Source organism: Nocardia jinanensis, assembly GCF_014645735.1.
In the GTDB taxonomy this organism is placed as follows: domain Bacteria; phylum Actinomycetota; class Actinomycetes; order Mycobacteriales; family Mycobacteriaceae; genus Nocardia; species Nocardia jinanensis.
Genome location: NZ_BMMH01000002.1, coordinates 272,814 through 290,753, shown reverse-complemented (window position 1 = coordinate 290,753; position 17,940 = coordinate 272,814). Strand labels below are relative to the sequence as shown.

General features: G+C 67.4%; 16 protein-coding genes and 1 pseudogene. 8 read left to right on the top strand and 9 right to left on the bottom strand.

Annotated elements, in window-relative coordinates; translation table 11 throughout:
- Positions 1–91 precede the first annotated feature (91 nt).
- Positions 92–1,279, top strand: a complete 1,188-nt coding sequence (locus IEY68_RS05810) for an alcohol dehydrogenase catalytic domain-containing protein (protein ID WP_062997260.1) — start codon at positions 92–94, stop codon at positions 1,277–1,279.
- A gap of 16 nt (positions 1,280–1,295) precedes the next feature.
- On the opposite strand, the gene IEY68_RS05805 is transcribed toward IEY68_RS05810, so the two are convergent.
- Positions 1,296–2,033: a sulfite exporter TauE/SafE family protein gene (locus IEY68_RS05805; RefSeq protein WP_062997106.1), complete on the bottom strand. Its 738-nt coding sequence runs from the start codon at positions 2,031–2,033 to the stop codon at positions 1,296–1,298.
- A gap of 325 nt (positions 2,034–2,358) precedes the next feature.
- On the opposite strand from IEY68_RS05805, the gene IEY68_RS05800 reads away from it, so the two are divergent.
- Positions 2,359–2,817, top strand: coding sequence for a MaoC family dehydratase (locus IEY68_RS05800; protein ID WP_229718631.1), 459 nt, complete (start codon positions 2,359–2,361; stop codon positions 2,815–2,817).
- Positions 2,818–2,834: 17 nt separating this feature from the next.
- Here the strand turns inward: IEY68_RS05800 and IEY68_RS05795 are convergent, their stop codons facing one another.
- The 5 genes from IEY68_RS05795 to IEY68_RS05770 all read right to left on the bottom strand — a co-directional run bounded on the left by IEY68_RS05795 (position 2,835) and on the right by IEY68_RS05770 (position 7,592).
- A complete protein-coding gene (locus tag IEY68_RS05795) occupies positions 2,835–3,962 on the bottom strand; it encodes an NDMA-dependent alcohol dehydrogenase (protein WP_062997110.1) in 1,128 nt (375 codons plus the stop codon).
- A gap of 231 nt (positions 3,963–4,193) precedes the next feature.
- Positions 4,194–4,907 (bottom strand): 3'(2'),5'-bisphosphate nucleotidase CysQ, encoded by a 714-nt coding sequence (locus IEY68_RS05790; RefSeq protein ID WP_062997112.1) that lies wholly within the window; start codon positions 4,905–4,907, stop codon positions 4,194–4,196.
- 123 nt (positions 4,908–5,030) lie between these two features.
- A complete protein-coding gene (locus tag IEY68_RS05785; protein ID WP_063916227.1) occupies positions 5,031–5,177 on the bottom strand; it encodes a DUF1059 domain-containing protein in 147 nt (48 codons plus the stop codon).
- Between the two features lie 343 nt (positions 5,178–5,520).
- On the bottom strand, positions 5,521–6,792 hold the full coding sequence (locus IEY68_RS05775; RefSeq protein WP_062997114.1) for a cytochrome P450: 1,272 nt from the start codon (positions 6,790–6,792) through the stop codon (positions 5,521–5,523).
- 80 nt (positions 6,793–6,872) lie between these two features.
- Complete coding sequence (locus IEY68_RS05770) at positions 6,873–7,592, bottom strand: nucleotidyltransferase domain-containing protein (RefSeq protein ID WP_062997116.1); 720 nt, start codon at positions 7,590–7,592, stop codon at positions 6,873–6,875.
- A 224-nt stretch (positions 7,593–7,816) separates the two neighbouring features.
- On the opposite strand from IEY68_RS05770, the gene IEY68_RS05765 reads away from it, so the two are divergent.
- The gene (locus IEY68_RS05765) at positions 7,817–8,707 is read left to right on the top strand and encodes an SAM-dependent methyltransferase (protein ID WP_062997118.1); all 891 of its coding nucleotides are present in this window, start codon (positions 7,817–7,819) and stop codon (positions 8,705–8,707) included.
- 158 nt (positions 8,708–8,865) lie between these two features.
- Positions 8,866–9,789, top strand: a pseudogene (locus IEY68_RS05760) (oxidoreductase); the annotation flags it as partial.
- A gap of 102 nt (positions 9,790–9,891) precedes the next feature.
- Here IEY68_RS05760 and IEY68_RS05755 read toward each other — a convergent pair.
- From IEY68_RS05755 to IEY68_RS05745, 3 genes are all read right to left on the bottom strand, one after another.
- A complete protein-coding gene (locus IEY68_RS05755; RefSeq protein ID WP_062997120.1) occupies positions 9,892–10,773 on the bottom strand; it encodes an acyl-CoA thioesterase in 882 nt (293 codons plus the stop codon).
- A 162-nt stretch (positions 10,774–10,935) separates the two neighbouring features.
- Positions 10,936–11,697 carry an SDR family NAD(P)-dependent oxidoreductase gene (locus IEY68_RS05750; RefSeq protein ID WP_062997122.1) on the bottom strand — a complete coding sequence of 254 codons (762 nt, stop codon included), beginning with the start codon at positions 11,695–11,697 and terminating at the stop codon, positions 10,936–10,938.
- 270 nt (positions 11,698–11,967) lie between these two features.
- Complete coding sequence (locus tag IEY68_RS05745; protein WP_062997124.1) at positions 11,968–13,194, bottom strand: oxygenase MpaB family protein; 1,227 nt, start codon at positions 13,192–13,194, stop codon at positions 11,968–11,970.
- Between IEY68_RS05745 and hpnE the strand changes: the two genes are divergently transcribed.
- From hpnE to IEY68_RS05725, 4 genes are all read left to right on the top strand, one after another.
- Complete coding sequence (gene hpnE / locus IEY68_RS05740; RefSeq protein ID WP_268241619.1) at positions 13,153–14,652, top strand: hydroxysqualene dehydroxylase HpnE; 1,500 nt, start codon at positions 13,153–13,155, stop codon at positions 14,650–14,652. The two genes, IEY68_RS05745 and hpnE, sit on opposite strands and share 42 nt — an antisense overlap.
- A gap of 9 nt (positions 14,653–14,661) precedes the next feature.
- On the top strand, positions 14,662–15,315 hold the full coding sequence (locus IEY68_RS05735) for a TetR/AcrR family transcriptional regulator (protein WP_063916229.1): 654 nt from the start codon (positions 14,662–14,664) through the stop codon (positions 15,313–15,315).
- A gap of 97 nt (positions 15,316–15,412) precedes the next feature.
- Entirely contained in the window at positions 15,413–15,925 is a 513-nt protein-coding gene (locus IEY68_RS05730; RefSeq protein WP_308434949.1) for an SRPBCC family protein, read from the top strand.
- A 355-nt stretch (positions 15,926–16,280) separates the two neighbouring features.
- Positions 16,281–17,882, top strand: a complete 1,602-nt coding sequence (locus IEY68_RS05725) for a GMC oxidoreductase (protein WP_189094071.1) — start codon at positions 16,281–16,283, stop codon at positions 17,880–17,882.
- Positions 17,883–17,940 lie beyond the last annotated feature (58 nt).

The window sequence follows — 17,940 nt, the reverse complement described above, 5'->3', positions numbered from 1 at the left end:
TAGCCGCTGAGAGATCGGTCCCGGTGGCCGTGCCGACGCGGCGTTCGCTGATCTGCCGGGGCGGTGGCAGTCGAGTCCGGAGGTGGACGGTATGAAGGCGGTGACCTGGCAGGGCAAGCGGGATGTATCGGTCGAGGAGGTTCCGGATCCGGAGATCCGGGAGCCGGGCGACGCCGTCGTTCGCGTGACCTCCTCGGCGATCTGTGGTTCGGATCTGCATCTGTACGAGTTGCTCGGTGCCTATATGACCCCGGGAGATGTGCTCGGCCACGAACCGATCGGGATCGTCGAAGAAGTGGGGCCCGAGGTGCGCGACCTGGCGGTGGGCGACCGGGTGGTGGTGCCGTTCCAGATCAGCTGCGGCCGGTGTGGGATGTGCCGGCAGGGCCTGATGACGCAATGTGAGACGACGCAGGTCCGGGATCAGGGGTGTGGGGCGGCGCTGTTCGGTTATTCGAAGCTGTACGGGCAGGTGCCGGGCGGTCAGGCCGAATATCTGCGCGTACCGCACGCCGATTTCACGCATATCCCGGTGCCCCCCGGCGCGGACGATACGCGGTATCTGTTCCTGTCCGATGTGCTGCCGACCGCATGGCAGGCCGTGGAGTACGCGGCGGTTCCGGACGGCGGATCGGTGACGGTGCTCGGTCTCGGACCGATCGGAGATATGGCGGCCCGTATCGCGCACCACCGCGGATCGCGGGTGATCGGGGTGGATCTGGTTCCCGAACGCCTCGATCGGGTGGCCGCCCGCGGAATCGAGACCATCGATCTGCGGGTGGCCGGTGACGGCCTGGCCGATGCTATCCGGGACCGTACCGACGGCCGGGGCACCGATGCGGTCATCGAGGCAGTGGGTATGGAGGCACACGGATCGCCGGTGGCGGCCTCGGCTCAGCGGGCGGCCTCGTATCTGCCGAGCCGGGTGGCGCGGCCCGCGATGGATACGGTGAGCGTGGACCGGCTCGCGGCGCTGAACGCCGCGATCGATATCGTCCGCCGTGGCGGCACCCTCTCGATCGTCGGTGTCTACGGCGGAATGATGGATCCGCTGCCGATGCGCATACTGTTCGACAAGCAGATCCAGCTGCGGATGGGTCAGGCGAATGTGAAGCGGTGGGCGGACGACATAATGCCGCTGCTGGACGACAGCGATCCACTGGGTGTGGATTCGTTCGCGACCCACCGGTTGCCGTTGTCGTCGGCGCCGGATGCCTATCGGATGTTCCAGACCAAGGACGACGGCGCGATCAAGGTCGTGCTCGACCCCGCGGCCTAGATCAGGTTCGGGTAGGTCAGCCGATCGCCAGATATCCGGCGAGTCCGAACCCGCACAGCGCGACCCCGACGCGCATGGCGGTCGGGGGCAGGCGGGCCACCAGCGGTGGCCCGTACCATCCGCCGGCGAAGGCGCCCAGCCCCATGGCCAGCGCGGCGACCCAGTGAACCGGTCCGAACACAGCGAAGCCGACAGCCGCGACGAGGTTGGCGACACCGGTCAGCACGCTTTTGAGCACACTGGCCCGCCAGATCGTCTCCGAGGTGCACACGAGGATCAGTGCCAGGAACATGACTCCGACTCCGGCGCCGAAGTAGCCGCCGTACAGGGCCACGACGGCGGTGGCGAGCGGGTACAGCCGGGGGAAACTTCTGCCCCCGGCGAGTTCGCGCAGTTTGGGCTGTAGTAGCAGACTCGCCGACGCCGCGGCGATCAGGAAGGGCACAACAGCGGCGAAGACCTCCGCCGAGGTGGTCAGGAGCAGGGCCGCCCCGCCCAGCCCACCGAGGGCGGCGCAACCTGCGTGCAGGAGCAGCGATCGGGAATCGTCGTTGACCGCCGCCCCTGCCTTCGCGGTGGCGCCGACTCCGACCGCGACCATCGCGACGGTATTGGTCACGTTCGCCGAGACCGGGGACAGTCCGGCGGCGAGGAGGGCCGGATACGAGATCAACGACGCGATACCGGTTACGTAGCCGACCAGCCCGGCGAAGAATCCGGCGACCACGACCAGGCAGAAGGTGAGCACGGTCAAGGTCGGATCTCCTGGGTGGAACGGACTCCGGCGGGCTGCGCCGCCGCGGACGGGGTGGACGCCGGACGACCTCCGGCCGTCTCGGCGTCATTGCCGGATCGTGCCGGGGACGATCTGCCGCAGCATAACGGTCGTACGGATTACTCGATCGAGTGGCTGGCGGCGCCTATCGTCCGCCGGGTGTGATCGAGTGCTCGCGGATCATATTTGCGACGAATTGTAAAAATGTCTCAATAAGGGTTGAACTCGGGCCAGAAGTGCGGAATACCTATTAGGGGAGTAGGTGATGTCGCGACGGCGCGGCACGGACCGGAGGAGACATACTGTGCGCATATTCGCCGGCAAGGATGAGGTTCTCGCCGCGGTAGGGGAGACCCTGGGTACGAGCGACTGGGTGGAGGTCACCCAGCGGATGGTCGATCAATTCGCCGAGGCCACCGGAGACCATCAGTGGATCCACGTCGACCCGGAACGCGCGAAACGGGAGAGCCCGTTCGGCGGACCCATCGCGCACGGCTATCTGACGTTATCGCTGCTGCCGTTGCTCGGCTCGCAGATCTTCGGCTTCGACAACGCCAAGCTGGGGATCAACTACGGATCCAACAAGGTCCGGTTCCCGAGCCCGGTCCCCGTCGGCGCGAAGGTGCGATCCACGGCTGTGCTGGCCGATGCGAACGAGGTCGCCGGCGGGGCGCTGCAGCTGGTCGTGCAGCACACCGTGGAGATCGAAGGCGGGTCGAAGCCGGCGCTGATCGCGGAGGCGGTGAGCCGGGTCGTGTTCTGACCCGGCCCGTGCGATCGTCAGCGGTCCGCGTCGGTGAAGCGGATGACGCCGCGGATGTTACGGCCCTCGAGCATATCGGCGACTCCCTCGTTGATCTGCTCGAGGGAGTACTCGCGGGTGACCATATCGCCGAGGCCGAGATCGCCGAGTTTATAGAGCGCGAGGACCTCCGGAATGAGCAGCTGCGGGTTACCGCCACCGAACAGGGTGCCGCACAGGCTCTTCTGCTGAAAAGTAAGCGCGGACAAGTTCATCCGCGGATTGGTCTCAGCGGCATCGCCGGTGGCGGCGAGAACGCAGCTGCCGCCCTTCGCGGTGATCCGCATCCATTTGGCGAGGTCGTGGCCGTCGCAGCGGCCGACCGCGACGATCACGGTCCGGCACATCTGTCCCCCGGTGACCTCCTCGATACCGCCGATGGCCCGGTCGATATCGGAATAGGTGTGGGTGGCGCCGAATTTCGCGGCCTGCGTACATTTGGCTTCGATCGGGTCCACCGCGAAGATCCGGCGGGCTCCGGAGATGACCGCGGCCTGCACCGCGGCACTACCGACCGCGCCCACTCCGACGACAGCGACGTCCTCGCCGGGCCGGACGGTCGCCGTATTGACCACAGCCCCGTATCCGGTGGTCACACTGCAACTGGCGAGGCAGGCGATATCGAAGGGGATCGACGGGTCGATCTTGACCACCGAACTCTTGTGCACCACCGCGTAGGGGGCGAACGCGCCGATCAGCGAGGTGGGGTGGACATTGCGATCACGAGCGCGGATCCGGAAAGTGCCGTCGGAGACCGCGCCCCGGGTGAGTAGGTCCTGACCTCGATCGCACAGGTTGTGGTGACCTGATAGGCAGGATTGGCATATCCCGCAGGCCGGGATGAAGGAGAACACCACATGATCGCCCACCTGTAGCTGGTCCACGCCGGCCCCGACCTCGATGATCACGCCGGCGCCCTCGTGGCCGCCCAGGATCGGGAACTCGGCGGTGGGTACATCGCCGCTGGCCAGCCGCTGGTCGAACTGGCAGAGGCCGGCGGTCTCCACGCGGACCTTCACCTCGCCGTACTGGGGGTCGCCGATCTCGATCTCCTCGACCGACCACGGCTGCGCGTAATCCCAGATCAAAGCACCCTTGGATTTCATCGGCTTCCCTTACTGTCGAGGCGGTGTCGCGCGTCGATTCGCGGCAGTATCCAGGTTGCCTGATAATGATGTTCTCGGAAAGTGTTATATCGTATTTCCTTCGTCACTTTCCGCCGGCACCTGCGCCCGCGATACGGCCTCGCCGCCCACGCCGCTGTCACCGGACGTACGCGGCGTACCGTGCGTGCCGGCGGGGTCGGGTGATCGAGCCGGGCGGATGATCCGCATGGGCTAATCCGCTAATGCCTCGAGCGCTATCTCGGCCAGCTCCGGCCGGCAGATCAGCAGGTCGGGGAGATAGGGATCGGGCCGGTTGTAGATCAGTGGACTTCCGTCGAGGCGGGAGACGTGTAATCCGGCGGCGGCCGCCACCGCGACCGGTGCGCAGGAATCCCATTCGTACTGCCCACCCGAATGGGCATAGATATCGGCGACCCCCCGGACCACCGCCATGGCCTTGGCTCCCGCCGACCCCATCGGGACCTCGGTCGCCCCGAGCCGGGCCACCAGGCGCCGGACCTCGAACGACGGGCGGCTGCGTGACAGTGCCACCCGAACAGTTCCGGGCGGTGGCGGTGGTGGGAGTATCGGCGGCTCTCCGGTGTGGAGCACCACACCCTCGGCAGGGAGGGCGACCGCTCCCGCGGCGGGCATCCCGTCGACTGTGAGCGCGACATGAACCGCCCAGTCCTTGCGCGCCGGTTCACCGTATTCCCGGGTCCCGTCGAGCGGGTCGACGATCCATACCCGGGACTGCCGGACGCGGTCGCCGTCGTCGGGAGATTCCTCCGAGAGCACCGCATCGGCGCGGCGTTCCCGGGCCAGCCGCCCGAGCAGGAAGTTGTCGGACCTCCGGTCGCCGACCGCGCCGCCGAGTTCCCGGATACCGAGGAGTAGTTCGCCGGCTTCGTCGGCCAGTGTCGCGGCGAGTGTGTGGTCGTCCATATGGATCCTTCCTGGCGAGCGATGCCGCCCAGATCCATATACCACGGTGCGTCCGGCGTACTCGGCGCGCGGTTGCCGCGAACGGCCCCGGGTCACCGGCCCGGGACGGGCCGGTGTGGTGGGTCAGTAGGCGATGAACAGGATCTCGTCGCGGCTGTAATCGTGCCCGGGGTGGTTCTCGGTGAGATGTTTGCGCACGATGTCGACCAGTTCGTCCTCGTTCGCCCCGGTGAGATGCTCGCCGCACGGGCAGTTGAGCCTGGTTTTCATCGGAATTCCTCTCTTCGCGTGAAACGATCGGGAACAGCGTACGTCTCCGCGGACCGGTGCGACGGTTATCGGGGGTCCCGGACGCGTGGCCTCGGCTTCTACCGCGCGGCCCACCGGGGAAGAGTCCGGTGGGCGGGATTGTGTGCCATTCGGCCGCGCAGGTGGGTTCCGGAATGGAACGGGTCGCGGTGGCCGGCGGTGTCCGGACGCTGTCGACCGGTCCGGTCGAGAAGTGGCGGATACGACCCGGCTCTACGAATTGCGTCGCCGTGGCGGCGGTATCGGTGTGGCCGCCATGTGCGCCGGTGGTGGTCAGGGTAGCGCGGTGGTACCAGCGGTCTGATCAGGCCGAGCGAACCGGCATCCGTTTGATGCCGTGCACGAAATCGCTGTGCACATACTCCGGTTCGCCGAGCACCACATCGGGCATACGGGTCAGCAGTTCGTGGAACAGCAGCCGCAACTGCATCCTGGCCAGCCAGGCGCCCAGGCAGAAGTGCGCGCCCCCGCCCCCGAAACCCGAGTGTGGGTTCGGGGCGCGGGTGAGGTCGAAGATATGTGGCGCGTCGAGCGCGGTCTCGTCGCGGTTGGCCGCACAGTAGAACAGCACGAGTTTCTCGCCCGCGCGTACCGGAGTTCCGGCGACCTCGGTATCGGTCACCGCGTGCCGGGCGAAGTGCAGCACCGGCGTCGCCCAGCGGACGAATTCCTCGACGGCGCCGCCGATCCGGCCGTCGAAGTCCTCGAGCAGCCATTCGCGTTGCGCGGGATGATCCACCAGCGCCTTGAATCCGTGAGAGGTGGTCTGTTTGGTGGTGTCGTTACCCGCTGAGGCGAGCAACACCATGAAGGCACCGATCTCTTCGTCGCTGAGCCGGTGACCGTCCACCTCGGCGGCCACGATCGCGGACATGAGATCGTCGCGCGGTTCGCGGCGCCGGCGCGCCGCTAGTTCGGTACCGGCGCCGTGCAGGATGCCGAACTGGGTCATGAAGAACGAAGCCCGCTCCTCGAGGCTCGCGTACTCCTCGTCGCTGGAGCTGAACATCGCCTCGGCGGCGTAGGCGACGGCCTCCCGATCGGCGCTCTCGATACCGATCATGTCCGAGACAGTGCGCATGGGAAGTTTCCGGGAGAGACTGTCCACCAGGTCCACCGGTCCGGCTCCCAGGTCGGCGAGGAACTCGTCCACGATCTCGGCGGCGTTCGCACGGATCTGGGACTCGATGCGCCGCACCTGTTTCGGAGTGAATGCCGAACTGACGAGGCGCCGGTACCGGGTGTGCTGCGGCGGATCCATGGTGAGGAAGAAGCTCGTCGGTCGCTGCAACTCCACCGGCATCGGGTCCATGCTGATACCGAGGCTCGATGTGAACAGCTCGGGGTGACGGCTGATGTAGGCGATATCGCGATGTCGGGTCACCGCCCAGAACCCCGGCTCCTCGTGCGGGAACAAGGCTGGGGCGGGAGCGTGCCAGGTCAGTCCGGGCTCGGCGCGCAATCGGGCGAACACCTCGTCGCGGGACCGGAAATCCCGAGCCCAGAAAGCTGGTGCGGAGATATCGAGCCGGTGGAAGCGGCGGGCGGTGGCCGGGGCGCTGTCGGCAGGGTTCATGAGCGGCTCCGAGCTCGGCAAACCATGGGTACCGCACGCGGTGCAGGCCGCGGGGACGAGCGCGCGCCGGTAGAAACACTTTAGAGCGCGCGACTGTCTCCGGCGGCAGCTTCCGGCGAATCGAAATGAGCCCGGCGCACCCGCTGCAGGAGATCGTCGAGCGGCGCCTCGTCGGGAGCGTCCGGCAGTGCGCAGGTGGCCTCGTCGAAACGGGCGGTGTATTCGGCGAGCAGTGCGCGTACGGCTGTTGCGCGTGGGTCGGCGCCGACAGACCGGCCGAACGCGTGATACCGGTCCGGATCCGGTACCCGGATCGGGAGCCGCCCGGTGGTGTACAGCTCGTATCCCTGCCACAGCAGTCGCATGGTGTGACGGGCGTGCTTCTCGCGCCGGCCCTGCCGGTCTTCGCCGAAATTTCCGCGCGTCAGCCGCTCGGCCTGGCTGGTGGCATAGCCGTAGAACGCGTCGCGTACCCGCGCCGCCGAGAGGAAGCAGCCCCGCAGGGCTACCAGCTCCCGGCCGAAATCCGAACCGACCGTGTACTCGTCGAGCCACAGGATCTCGGTGGCGGTCGGGTTGCAGGACAACATCAGCCGCATCGCCTTGCCGATTTCGTGATAGGTCGCGTCCGCGCCGGCGCGGCCCTGCCGGGTCTGTTTCACCGGTGGATGCAATCCGAGCAGGTTGCGTGTCGGCTCGACATAGATTCCGGCATAGTCGGTATCGCTGGCCGGGCCGGCCAGCCCGTATGCCCTGGAACCGACGACACCCTCGAGCAGCAGCTGTTGTGGGCCGGTCATGCGGCGCTCCTCCCCGGTCGTCCTCGCGCCGGTTCATGATGATCGTCGCGGCAGCCGGAACTCCAGCGATTTTTTTCGCTCGCTACGGCGAAAACTTATCGTTTCGAGATCTTCGTAGACGAATCTGTTCCCGGAGCGGTGAATTCGTCGCACTGTGGACGTCATATGTGTCGAGCCCCACCTGTCGATATCGCGCCCTAACACATCCGGATAGAGAGAAACCGATGCCAGACACGCCGTTCCGCCCCCCGGCCGTAGGCCGTTCACCGGCCGGAGTCGATACCTCCCGGGCCAGTATCGCTCGTGTGCACGACGCCAGCCTCGGTGGTAAAGACAACTTCGAAGTGGATCGCCGAGCGCTCGGGGCGGTGCTGGAGGTCGCGCCGGGGATGGCGGCGGTTTCCCGGCGCAACCGGGCCTGGTCGCGCCGGGTGGTCCGGTATCTGGCGGGAATCGTCGGAGTGGACCAGTTCCTCGACGCGGGGGCCGGATTGCCCGCGACCGGTAACACCCACGAGATCGCTCAGCTGGTGAACCCGTGGGCGCGGGTGGCGTATCTGGACAATGACCCGATGTGCGTCGCGCACGGCCGGGGCCTGCTGGAGACCAACGAGGACACGCTCTATCTCCAGGGCGATCTGACCGATCCCGGAGTTCTGGCGGAGGATTCGGCGGTGTGGCGCTATCTGGACCGGGGGCGTCCGGTAGCGGTGATCCTGGGTTCGGTGCTCCATCACATCGCGGAATCGGCGGAGCCGGCGGAAATCGTGGCGCGATGCGTGCGGGTGTTGAGTCCGGGCTCGTTTGTCGCGATCACGCACTACTGGGACCCGGCCGACGGCTCACCGGAGCACGAGCTGGCCCGGGAGGTGGAGCGGCGTTTCGTGGAGAACGGCCTGGGGACCGGATGGTTCCGGAGCCGGGCGGAGATCGTCTCCTATTTCGGTGAACTCGAGCTCGTGGAGCCGGGCGTTGTACCGGTCGACGAGTGGTGGCCCTCCGGGCCGCCGCGGTCGCCGCAGACCCCCGAGGAACGGCTGATCCTGGGCGGTGTCGGGCGTAAGGGTGAGGGTCCCGGATTCGGTTCGGTCGTGCCATTTCCCGGGAAGGGATGAGAGCACCCTGCCGGAGCCGGGCGGTGGCCGAGCACTATGGTAATTACATTCTCATCATTAGAGAATTGCCTTATACTTCCGCTGGACCGGCTGCCTCCGGTAGGTGACGACCCAGGTCGCGGGGGCGGTATGAACCGTGCTGGAACTGGATAGATGCCGTGAGCTCTTCGAAACAACCGTGGACAGTGGCAGGGGCGCCCGATCAATCAGGTCGGACCGCCGTGGTGACCGGATCGAATACCGGAATCGGTCTGGAAGTCGCCCGCGGTCTGGCGCGCCGTGGCGCGACGGTCGTGCTCGCCTGCCGTAACGACGCGGCCGCCGCGGCGGCGAAGGCCGATATCGAGGCCTCGGTACCGGGTGCCGATATCCGGACCGCGCATATCGATATCGGCGACCTGAGCTCGGTCGCCGCCTGCGCGCGGCGGTTACACGACCAACTGCCCGGAATCGACCTGCTGGTCAACAACGCGGGTGTGGTGGCCGGTACCTGGACGCCGACCGTCGACGGTTTCGAAAGCGATTTCGGGATCAACTTCCTCGGGCATTTCGCGTTGACGGCGCAGCTGGCCGATATGGTCACCGCGGCCCCGGCGGGCCGGATCGTCGGTGTGGGCAGTATGAGTCACGGACGTCGTAGCGCGGCGCTGGATTTCGAGGATCTGCAGTCCGAGCGAAGCTTCGGACGGCTGGTCACCTACTCCCGCTCGAAGACGGCCTCCATGACGTTCATGGTCGAACTGCAGCGCAGGCTGACGGCCGCGGGCTCGCGGGCACTGTCGGTGGGGGCCCATCCCGGCGGGGTACGGTCGACCATCCTGCGTGATGAGAGCCTGCTGGTCCGGATCGCCTACAGCGATGTGGTGATAACCCTGGCCCGGCTGGTCACCCAGACGCCCGAAGCGGGCGCCCGGTCCATTCTGCGGGCCGCTGTCGACCCCGAGGTGACCGGCGCCGGGTTCTACGGGCCGGTGAAACGCTGGGGGCTGGTGGGTCCGCCGGAGTCGCTGCCCGTACCCGCCGGCGCCGCGGATCCCGAGTCCGGACGCCGGTTGTGGGCCGCCGCCGAAGAGTTGACCGGAGTGGAGTTCGCATTCGGCGCGCAGCACCCCACGGAGGCACCGGTGGCCGGAATGACACCGGCGGCGGAAGCGGCCGGCGAGACCGCGTGGTCGCCCCGGGTGTCAGCGGGGCGTGCGGGCCCGGATCAGGCCCTCCTGCATCGTGGTCGCGCAGAGCCGGCCCGAGCGGTCCAGTATTTCGCCGTGTGCGAGCCCGCGGGCACCGCCCGCCCAGCGGCCGTACTGGTCGTGCAGGAACCATTCGTCGACCCGGATGGGGGAGTGGAACCAGATCGAATGGTTGACGGTCGCGACCTGTAGTTCCCGGTCCCGCAAGGCTTCTCCGTGCGGGCCGGTGGTGGCCGAGAGCAGCAGCAGATCGCTGAGATACATCAGGCACGCGGCCTGCTCCAGGCCGGTGTCGGGCACCGGCTGCCGGGTGCGCAGCCAGACCCGCTGCCGCGGTGCTGCGGTGGCACCGTGCATAGCATGCGCGCGGGCGGGTGGATCGGGGAATCTGGCGTCGACTCCGAGCGCGTTCAGGAGAGTGGTGGTCCACCGTAGTGCTTCCGGATGCTCCGCGAAGACCTCCGCGAGATCTGGCACCTCGTCGGGGCCCGGGGTATCGAGGTGGGCGACCTGGTGGGCCAGGCCGTCCTCCGGGCGGTGGAAGGAGGCGAGCATCGTGAAGATCACCCGGCCGTCCTGGACAGCCTCGACCCGCCGGGTCGAGAACGAGCCGCCGTCGCGGACCGGCTCCACCGCGAATTCGGTGGGTACGGTGGTATCGCCCGGCAGCAGGAAATAGGTCTGGGCGGAATGGATGGGCCGGTCCCCGGGCGCGGTGAGCCCGGCCGCCAGCACCGCCTGACCGGCGACCTCGCCGCCGTAACTGCGTTGCGACGGCCCGTCGTGGGCTCGCCCGCGGAAGCGGAACTCCCCGACGCGTTCGAGGGTGAGCCGGTCGGCCACCGACTCCGCGGGGCGAACGCTTTCCAGAGTCATGGCCACCTCCGTAGTGCGCGATGCGGTCCGGTACCGCGGCATCGTGCGACGTCGGATCTCATTATGCTGCGCGCCCCCGGAGCGGCCCGGCGCCGGCTCTCCGGTCGGCCCCGGGGCACCGCCGGTCGTGGGCCGGACCGCGCGCCCCGGGGTTGTCTCGACTCATTTGGGAGCGAACCGCATTCCCGCGTCCAGCCGCAGGCACTGGCCGTTGAGCATGCCGTTCTCGACGATGGCGGCGGCCAGTTTCGCGTATTCCTCCGGACGGCCCATCCGTTTGGGGAAGGCATTCCCCGCGACCAGTGGGGTCACCATTTCCTCCGGCACCCCGGCGAGGATGCCGGTATCGAACAGCGACGGGGCGATGGCCAGCACCCGTACGCCCACGGATCCGAGATCGCGGGCCATGGTCAGCGCCATACCGGCGATACCGGCTTTCGCGGCGGTGTAGGCGACCTGCCCGATCTGCCCTTCGAAGGCCGCGATGGAGGCAGTGTTGACGATAACCCCGCGTTCGCCGTCGGCGTTCGGTTCGCCCTGGCTCATATGCCATGCCTGCAACCGGTTGAGGTTGAACGTGGCGATCAGATTGAGGTTGATGATCTGGGTGAACGATTCCAGATCATGCGGACCGGTCTTGGTCAGGGTGCGCTTGGCGATCCCGCCGCCGGCGGTGTTGACGGCGATATCGAGGCCCCCCAGTTCGGCCACCGCGTCGGCCAGGACGGTTTCGACGCCCGCGTGGTCGGTGACATCGGCCTCGAAGAAGGAACCGCCGAGATCGGCCGCGACCTTGTTGCCTTCACTCGCCGTCCGATCGACGATCACAACCTTCGCGCCGCGCGCGGCCAGGAGCTCGGCGCTGGCCCGTCCCATACCGGAGGCGCCTCCGACGACGACTGCCCGTGTTCCCTGAATCTCCATTGTCCCTGTCCTTCTCGGTGTGGTGCCCGGTCGTCGCACGCCGGACATATACCGGCCTACGTTATAGCGGCCGGGTGCGGCCGGACCACCATTTTCGTAGAAGTCTCGGTGATAATGCTGGTCATATACTCAGAGAGGTCGGGGTGTCCCGAGCGGGGCAGGCACAGCGGTTTCCGCGTCACGCGGACTGCCATTCGGCCCGGCCGGAGCCGCGCGGCACCAGTACGGTGCGGTACCGGCCCGGCGCTTTCGCGAACCGAGAGTCGCGAATCAAGCAGTGGCCTGGAGATTCTGCGCGGAGAGGCCGACCGTGGCAGGTCCGGAGCCGACCAGCATTCGCTTGAACGCCTCCTGCTCGCGCATACCGCGCTCTTCGGCACGTTCCCGCGCGGCCGGGCTGATCCGGGTAGCGAGGCTACGAACCAGATTGACCGGCATCCGGAGCATCGGGTACCACGGCGGCATATACGGCCAGAGACCGAGTTTGCGCATGGCGCCCGGCCCCAGGTACAGCGTCGCGATCGAAAGATGCTGTGCGCGGGCGATTCTGCCGCGCAGCCACGGCAGGTTGGGATAGTTCCAGGTGAGCGGGTCGTTCGCCATCGGCAGTGCGAGCTGGCGAGTGGTCTCGTCCGGGTTGGTGATGGCGGTCATGCAGTGGTACAGGATCCGCACACTGTCGCGGAATCCGGTGGGTAGCCATTCGTCGGCGACGCCCATCAGCCAGCCGACGTAACGCGCGAGATGAGCGGCGGCCTCCCGATCCGCGCCGGAGGGGAGGATGCCCATCGCCATACCACCGATGAACGGTGCGATGAGAGCGCCGACCAGTGTCGCCGCCATATCCGTCTGGTTGATCGGTAGCCCCCAGGCTTCGCCGTCCCAGTCCGGCATGGCGCCCACGTGCCGGCGCACGAGCGAGTGCACGAACCGCACGTGCAGGGTGGATCGATAGCCCGGGCCGAACTTCTCCATCCCGTTCTGGACGTCCAGCGCCCACTGCATGGTTTCGGCGAATCGCTGGGCGGGCCCTTTCTCGAGGGCTCCGGTGCGCAGCAGTGTCTTGTTGAACCCGGAGGCGAGGTAGCCGCCGAGGAAGGAGACATCACGCGCCAGGTACAGCCCGTCGAATCCGCCCCGGCGCAATACCTGTTCGCCGCGGCGCAGGGTCTGCTCGTTCAGCCAGGCCGGTGGCGTTTCCACCACTACGAAGAAATCGCGCAGTGGGGCGGGGGCGTCGGGGACGCAGTCGATCCCGGAGTGCAGGGCCTGTTCGAACAGCGGCCGGGTCGTATTCATCCCGGTCGCGATCATCCAGTCGACCAGCGAATCCATCGGCTCGTCCCCGGCCAGCAGGGAGGCGCCCATGGCGTCCCACTGTTCGACATCGGGTGCGCCGATGCCCATCAGCAGGGCGAAAGGCCGCAACCCAGGAACTCTGACCGGAGAGGCGGGGTGACGGGTGGGAATCGCGGCACCCGTGTTCTCGGAACCCATGAAACAAATGTATTAACTGCGTTACATTGTGTCAATCATGGGGTTCACGAGGCCTGGGAGAAGCAGATGAACGACGCCCGTCGTCATGTCGTGATCGGTGGCGGTCTCGCCGGTCTCGCCGCCGCGGTCTGGCTGGCCGAGGCGGGGAAGCAGGTGACGCTGCTCGAGCGGCGTGCTCGGCTGGGTGGCCGCACCCAGGCGATGGAGGTTCCCGAGGTCGGCGATATCCCGGACAACGGCCAGCACGTGGTGGCCAGCGGCTACCGCAGCCTGTTCCGCTACCTCGAGAGTGTGGGGACCCGTGAGCACGTCGAATTCCCGGGCGGCGGCACCCTGCGATGGCCGGGCGGGCGTGCGGTCATGCTGCACACCAAGGGGTTCCGTGCCGTGAAGACATTGCTCGGCGCGCACCCCGACGCCGGAGTGCTCGACCGGCTACGCGCGCTGCGCGCAACGGTGCGGCTGGGCCGCCAAGCTCTGTTCCAGCCCGCGGATCTGGCCGATATCACCACCGAGCAGTGGTTCGAGCGGGTGGGTATGCCGGCGAAAGCGCGTGCGGCACTGTGGGATTGGCTGGCTCTCGGTATCGCCGCCGAACCGGTGCAGCGGGAGTCGGCCAAAGTCTTCGCCGACGTGCTGGCGACCGGTATCCGGATCGGCGCGCAGGACCGGGTGGGTGTCACCATCGGCTATCCGACCGTGGACCTGGACACCCTCTACATCACCGGCGCCGAGCGAGTGTTCGAGAAGTACGGGGTCGACATCCGCTTCCGGACGGTGGCCCGCCGGATCGTGATCACCGACGGCCTGGTGACAGGGGTGCAACTGGCGGACGGTACCGAGATCCCGGCCGACGCGGTGGTGTGCGCGGTGCCCAATTCGCGGATCCACGGGTTGCTCGACGGTCTGCCCGAACACGCCGAGATCTACGCGGCCGCAGACAAACTGGGCGTCACCCCGATCGTCAGCACCAACCTGTATCTGGACAGGCCGCTGCGTACGAAATCCGCCATGGAGGCACTGATCGGCGGTACCGGAGTGATCGACGAGGTGTTCGACCGGCAGCGGATGCACGGCCGGACCCCCGACGGTGCTTGGCTCTACTGTCTCACCACCAGCGGTGCCTACGAACAGATCCACAAGAGCAACGACGAGATCATCCAGGAACAACTGGCGCTGATCCGCCGCTACTACCCGGAAGCGGAAACGGCGCAGCTGGTCCACGCGCAGGTCGTGAAGATGCCGAAGGCCACGTTCTCGCAGGTGCTGGGTACCGACGGCCTGCGCCCGGACCAGCGGACCTCGGTGCCGAACCTGGTCCTCGCCGGCGATTGGACCCGGACCGACTGGTCGGCGACCATGGAAAGCGCTGCCCAGAGCGCCGAACGCGCGGTGGCGGCGCTGCTGGACGGTGCCGGCTCCGATGCCGCCGGTGACCCGATGAAACGCGCTCTATAATTCCGCCATATGGTCCGCAGCTACGACGAAGTCGACGAACGGATCCTCGACGCTACCCTGGGGCGGATCCTGCAAGTCGGTATCCGGCGCAGCAGCCTCGACGATATCGCCCGCCGGGCCGGAGTGACCCGGGTGACGATCTATCGCCGTTTCTCGGGCAAGGACGATTTGATCGAAGCGACCCTGTCGCGTGAGATCGGCCGCGTGCTCGGAGAGGCCACCACGATTGCCACCACCACCTCGGGGATCGACGCGCAGATCGAGGAGACCGTCCTCTACATCCTGCGGCTGACCCGGACGCATCCGCTGGTCACGCAGTTGCTCGCGGTGGCGCCGGACGAGGCCCTCGGTTTCTATACGGTGCGCGGTGAGGAGATGGTCTCGCAGGGCATCGAGTACATCACGGCAGTCCTGGAAACCGGTCAGGAGCAGGGTGTCCTGCACCGTTACGACCCGCGGCCGGTGGCGGAAATGATTGCCCGGATGGCGCATTCGCTGCTGCTGACCCCGGTCGCGGGGGTGGATTTCGGTGACGAGGACGCCGCGCGCGCGTTCATCCGGACGGCGATAGTGCCACTGATGAAGTACGGATTCGGGCCCGGCCCGGGAGGGCGGGCGCACGGAACGAGCGCCGGCAACGGACGCGTGGGTTCCGGGTCCTGACGAAATCGGCGCGGTTGCGGTGAGTCCGCGCCGGCCCGGCCGAAGTGGCGCCATGCCTAGGATCGATGACGAAGCGGGCCGATAAGGAGCAACAACCGTGGTGAGAATATCCCGGACCACCCAGGTGTCCGACAGTGTCGTGGTGGACATCGATCCGGAAGCCGCCTACGACGCGGTGACCGATCTGACGCAGATGGGCCGGTGGAGCCCGGAGAACACCGGGGCCGTGGTGCCGGAACCAGGTCGGCCGGTCTATGCCGGTATGGAGTTCGTGGGCGCCAATCGGCGCGGCGCCATGCGCTGGCATACCGGATGCACGGTGGTGGTGGCCGACCGGCCGGATCGCTTCGTTTTCGAGGTCCGCCGCTGGGGTGTGTGGAAACCGTTGCTGCCGGTGGCCGTCGCGACCTGGGAGTACCGTTTCGAGGAGGTGCCCGGTGGCACCCGCATCACCGAGACCTGGTTCGACGACCGCACCGACTGGCCGGACACACCCGCGCTCTGGTTCGACCGGATCGCCACCGGCAAGCGCGGCTTCGCCGAATTCCAGAAGGGCAATATCCGGCGGACCCTGGAGCGGATGAAAGCCGAACTCGAGGCGGGGGGCTGAACGCCGTTTCCGGATGCGTGCAACGATGCTTCCGCATGCGCTGAATGCGGACCCCGTTTGTGCAGAATTCCGCCTCCACCTGCGCTGCACAGGTGTCCATGTCGCAATCCTCGGGCTCGTGAACAGTTCGCTGAGCTGGTGTGATAAGGCCGAGCGGGACTGTGGCGACCCAATTGGGCGAGCGTCCGATTGGTCCTTGACACCTGCTCGGACATGTATCTAGCTTTGAGCCCGCCCGAGGAATGCCCCGCGGGCACTGCGCTTGTCGGCTGCCCCTGCCGCCGCGTTCCGGGACGGTGCGCGGCGGGGCGGCTGTCCCGGCGGGGTCGTGTGCACAGCTGTTCGGAGGTCGTCCTTGTCCGCAATCTCACGGCGCACATTCTTGAGCGGTACTGCGGCGACCGCGGCCGGTATCACCCTCGCGGGCACGGCCGTCGCCGCCGCGGCGCCCGGGAGCCGAGCGCCGCGGCGGCGTACACCCGTTGTGCGCGAAGAACACCGGGTGATCGTGATCGGCTCCGGATTCGGCGGCGGTATCGCCACGCTGCGCCTGGCTCAGGCGGGCGTACCCGTACTGCTGCTCGAACGTGGAAAACGCTGGGCCACCGGCCCGAACGCGGACACCTTCGGCAACCCTACGAACCCGGACAAGCGACTACTGTGGCACGGCTCGGCCCCGCAGCTCTTCGGCAATCCGGTCGCACTGGAGCCCTACACCGGTCTGCTCGACACGGTCGTGGGCGAGAACATGACGGCGCTCTGCGCCGCGGGCCTGGGCGGTGGATCCCTCCTCTACCAAGGGATGTCGCTACAGCCGACCGAGGCGGTGTTCAACACCCACTTCCCGCAGGAACTCGACTGGCGGCTGATGAACCGCGTGCACTACCCGCGCGTCGCCTCGATGCTGCGACTGGCGGTGGCGCCGGACGAATTGATCGCGCATCCGCATTACAAGGCCGCGCGGATCTTCGCCCGGAACGCCGCGGCCGCTGGGCTGCCGGTGTCCAAGATCCCGATGCCCATCGACTGGAATTACGCCCTCGCCGAGACGCGCGGCGAGATGAGGGCCTCGTACTCCAACGGTGCCGGTGCTTTCGGGGTGAACAACGGCGGTAAACATTCGGTGGATGTCACCTATGTGGCCGAGGCCGAGGCCACGGGGCTCGTCGATGTACAGGTCATGCACAACGTGACCGAGGTGGAACGCGGCCCGGACGGGCGCTGGCTCGTACATGTCGACCGGATCGACGAATCCGCGCAGGTGCTGGAGAAGAAGATCCTCACCGCCAAGGCGCTCATCATGGCGGCCGGCAGCCTCAACACCACCGAACTGCTCATGCGCGCTTCCGGAAAGGGCCTCATCCCCGATATGCCCGACGGGCTGGGAACGGGGTGGGGGACCAACGCCGACCGTATCTACACCTGGACCGACCTGGCCGAGGACTTCGGCGCCGAACAGGGCGGGCCCGTGGTATACGGCAGCCTGAACTGGGACGATCCGGCGACCGCGCACACCGTTATCCAGGCGTCGATTCCGCCGCTGGGGATGGACTCCCACACCACCATGCTGGTGGGCTACGGGGTCAGCGAGGCGCGCGGCCGGTTCCTCTACGATTCGGCCTCCGACAGCACCCGGCTGTCCTGGCCCGCGGACGGTGATGCCGCGATCCAGTACGGCCGGATCGAGAAGACCGTGCGCAAGGTGGCCGGCCCGGCGTCGGTCATCGGTGACACCAACCGCGTGTTCCCGTCGACCTGGCATCCGCTGGGCGGCGCCTGTATGGGCACGGTCTGCGATCTGGACGGCCGCGTGCACGACCAGCCCGGTCTGTACGTGCTCGACGGCGCGCTGCTTCCGGGCAACGCGGCCGCCTGCAACCCCTCCATGACCATCGCGGCGGTGGCCGAGCGTGCCCTCGACAACCTGGTTGCGCAAGATGTGGGGACGACCATCTGACGGAGTGGCTGTAACGTGTTCTAATCTATGGTTGCTGCCCATCGGGAACCAGACCGAG

Excerpts from the sequence above, each read along its gene's own strand:
- IEY68_RS05735 (WP_063916229.1), top strand. The coding sequence starts at position 14,662 with ATGGTCCGCAGCTACGACGAAGTCGACGAACGGATCCTCGACGCTACC.
- IEY68_RS05790 (WP_062997112.1), bottom strand. The coding sequence starts at position 4,907 with ATGGACGACCACACACTCGCCGCGACACTGGCCGACGAAGCCGGCGAA.
- IEY68_RS05750 (WP_062997122.1), bottom strand. The coding sequence starts at position 11,697 with ATGGAGATTCAGGGAACACGGGCAGTCGTCGTCGGAGGCGCCTCCGGT.
- IEY68_RS05775 (WP_062997114.1), bottom strand. The coding sequence starts at position 6,792 with ATGAACCCTGCCGACAGCGCCCCGGCCACCGCCCGCCGCTTCCACCGG.
- IEY68_RS05755 (WP_062997120.1), bottom strand. The coding sequence starts at position 10,773 with ATGACTCTGGAAAGCGTTCGCCCCGCGGAGTCGGTGGCCGACCGGCTC.
- IEY68_RS05785 (WP_063916227.1), bottom strand. The coding sequence starts at position 5,177 with ATGAAAACCAGGCTCAACTGCCCGTGCGGCGAGCATCTCACCGGGGCG.
- IEY68_RS05765 (WP_062997118.1), top strand. The coding sequence starts at position 7,817 with ATGCCAGACACGCCGTTCCGCCCCCCGGCCGTAGGCCGTTCACCGGCC.
- IEY68_RS05745 (WP_062997124.1), bottom strand. The coding sequence starts at position 13,194 with ATGGGTTCCGAGAACACGGGTGCCGCGATTCCCACCCGTCACCCCGCC.
- IEY68_RS05810 (WP_062997260.1), top strand. The coding sequence starts at position 92 with ATGAAGGCGGTGACCTGGCAGGGCAAGCGGGATGTATCGGTCGAGGAG.
- IEY68_RS05795 (WP_062997110.1), bottom strand. The coding sequence starts at position 3,962 with ATGAAATCCAAGGGTGCTTTGATCTGGGATTACGCGCAGCCGTGGTCG.
- IEY68_RS05770 (WP_062997116.1), bottom strand. The coding sequence starts at position 7,592 with ATGACCGGCCCACAACAGCTGCTGCTCGAGGGTGTCGTCGGTTCCAGG.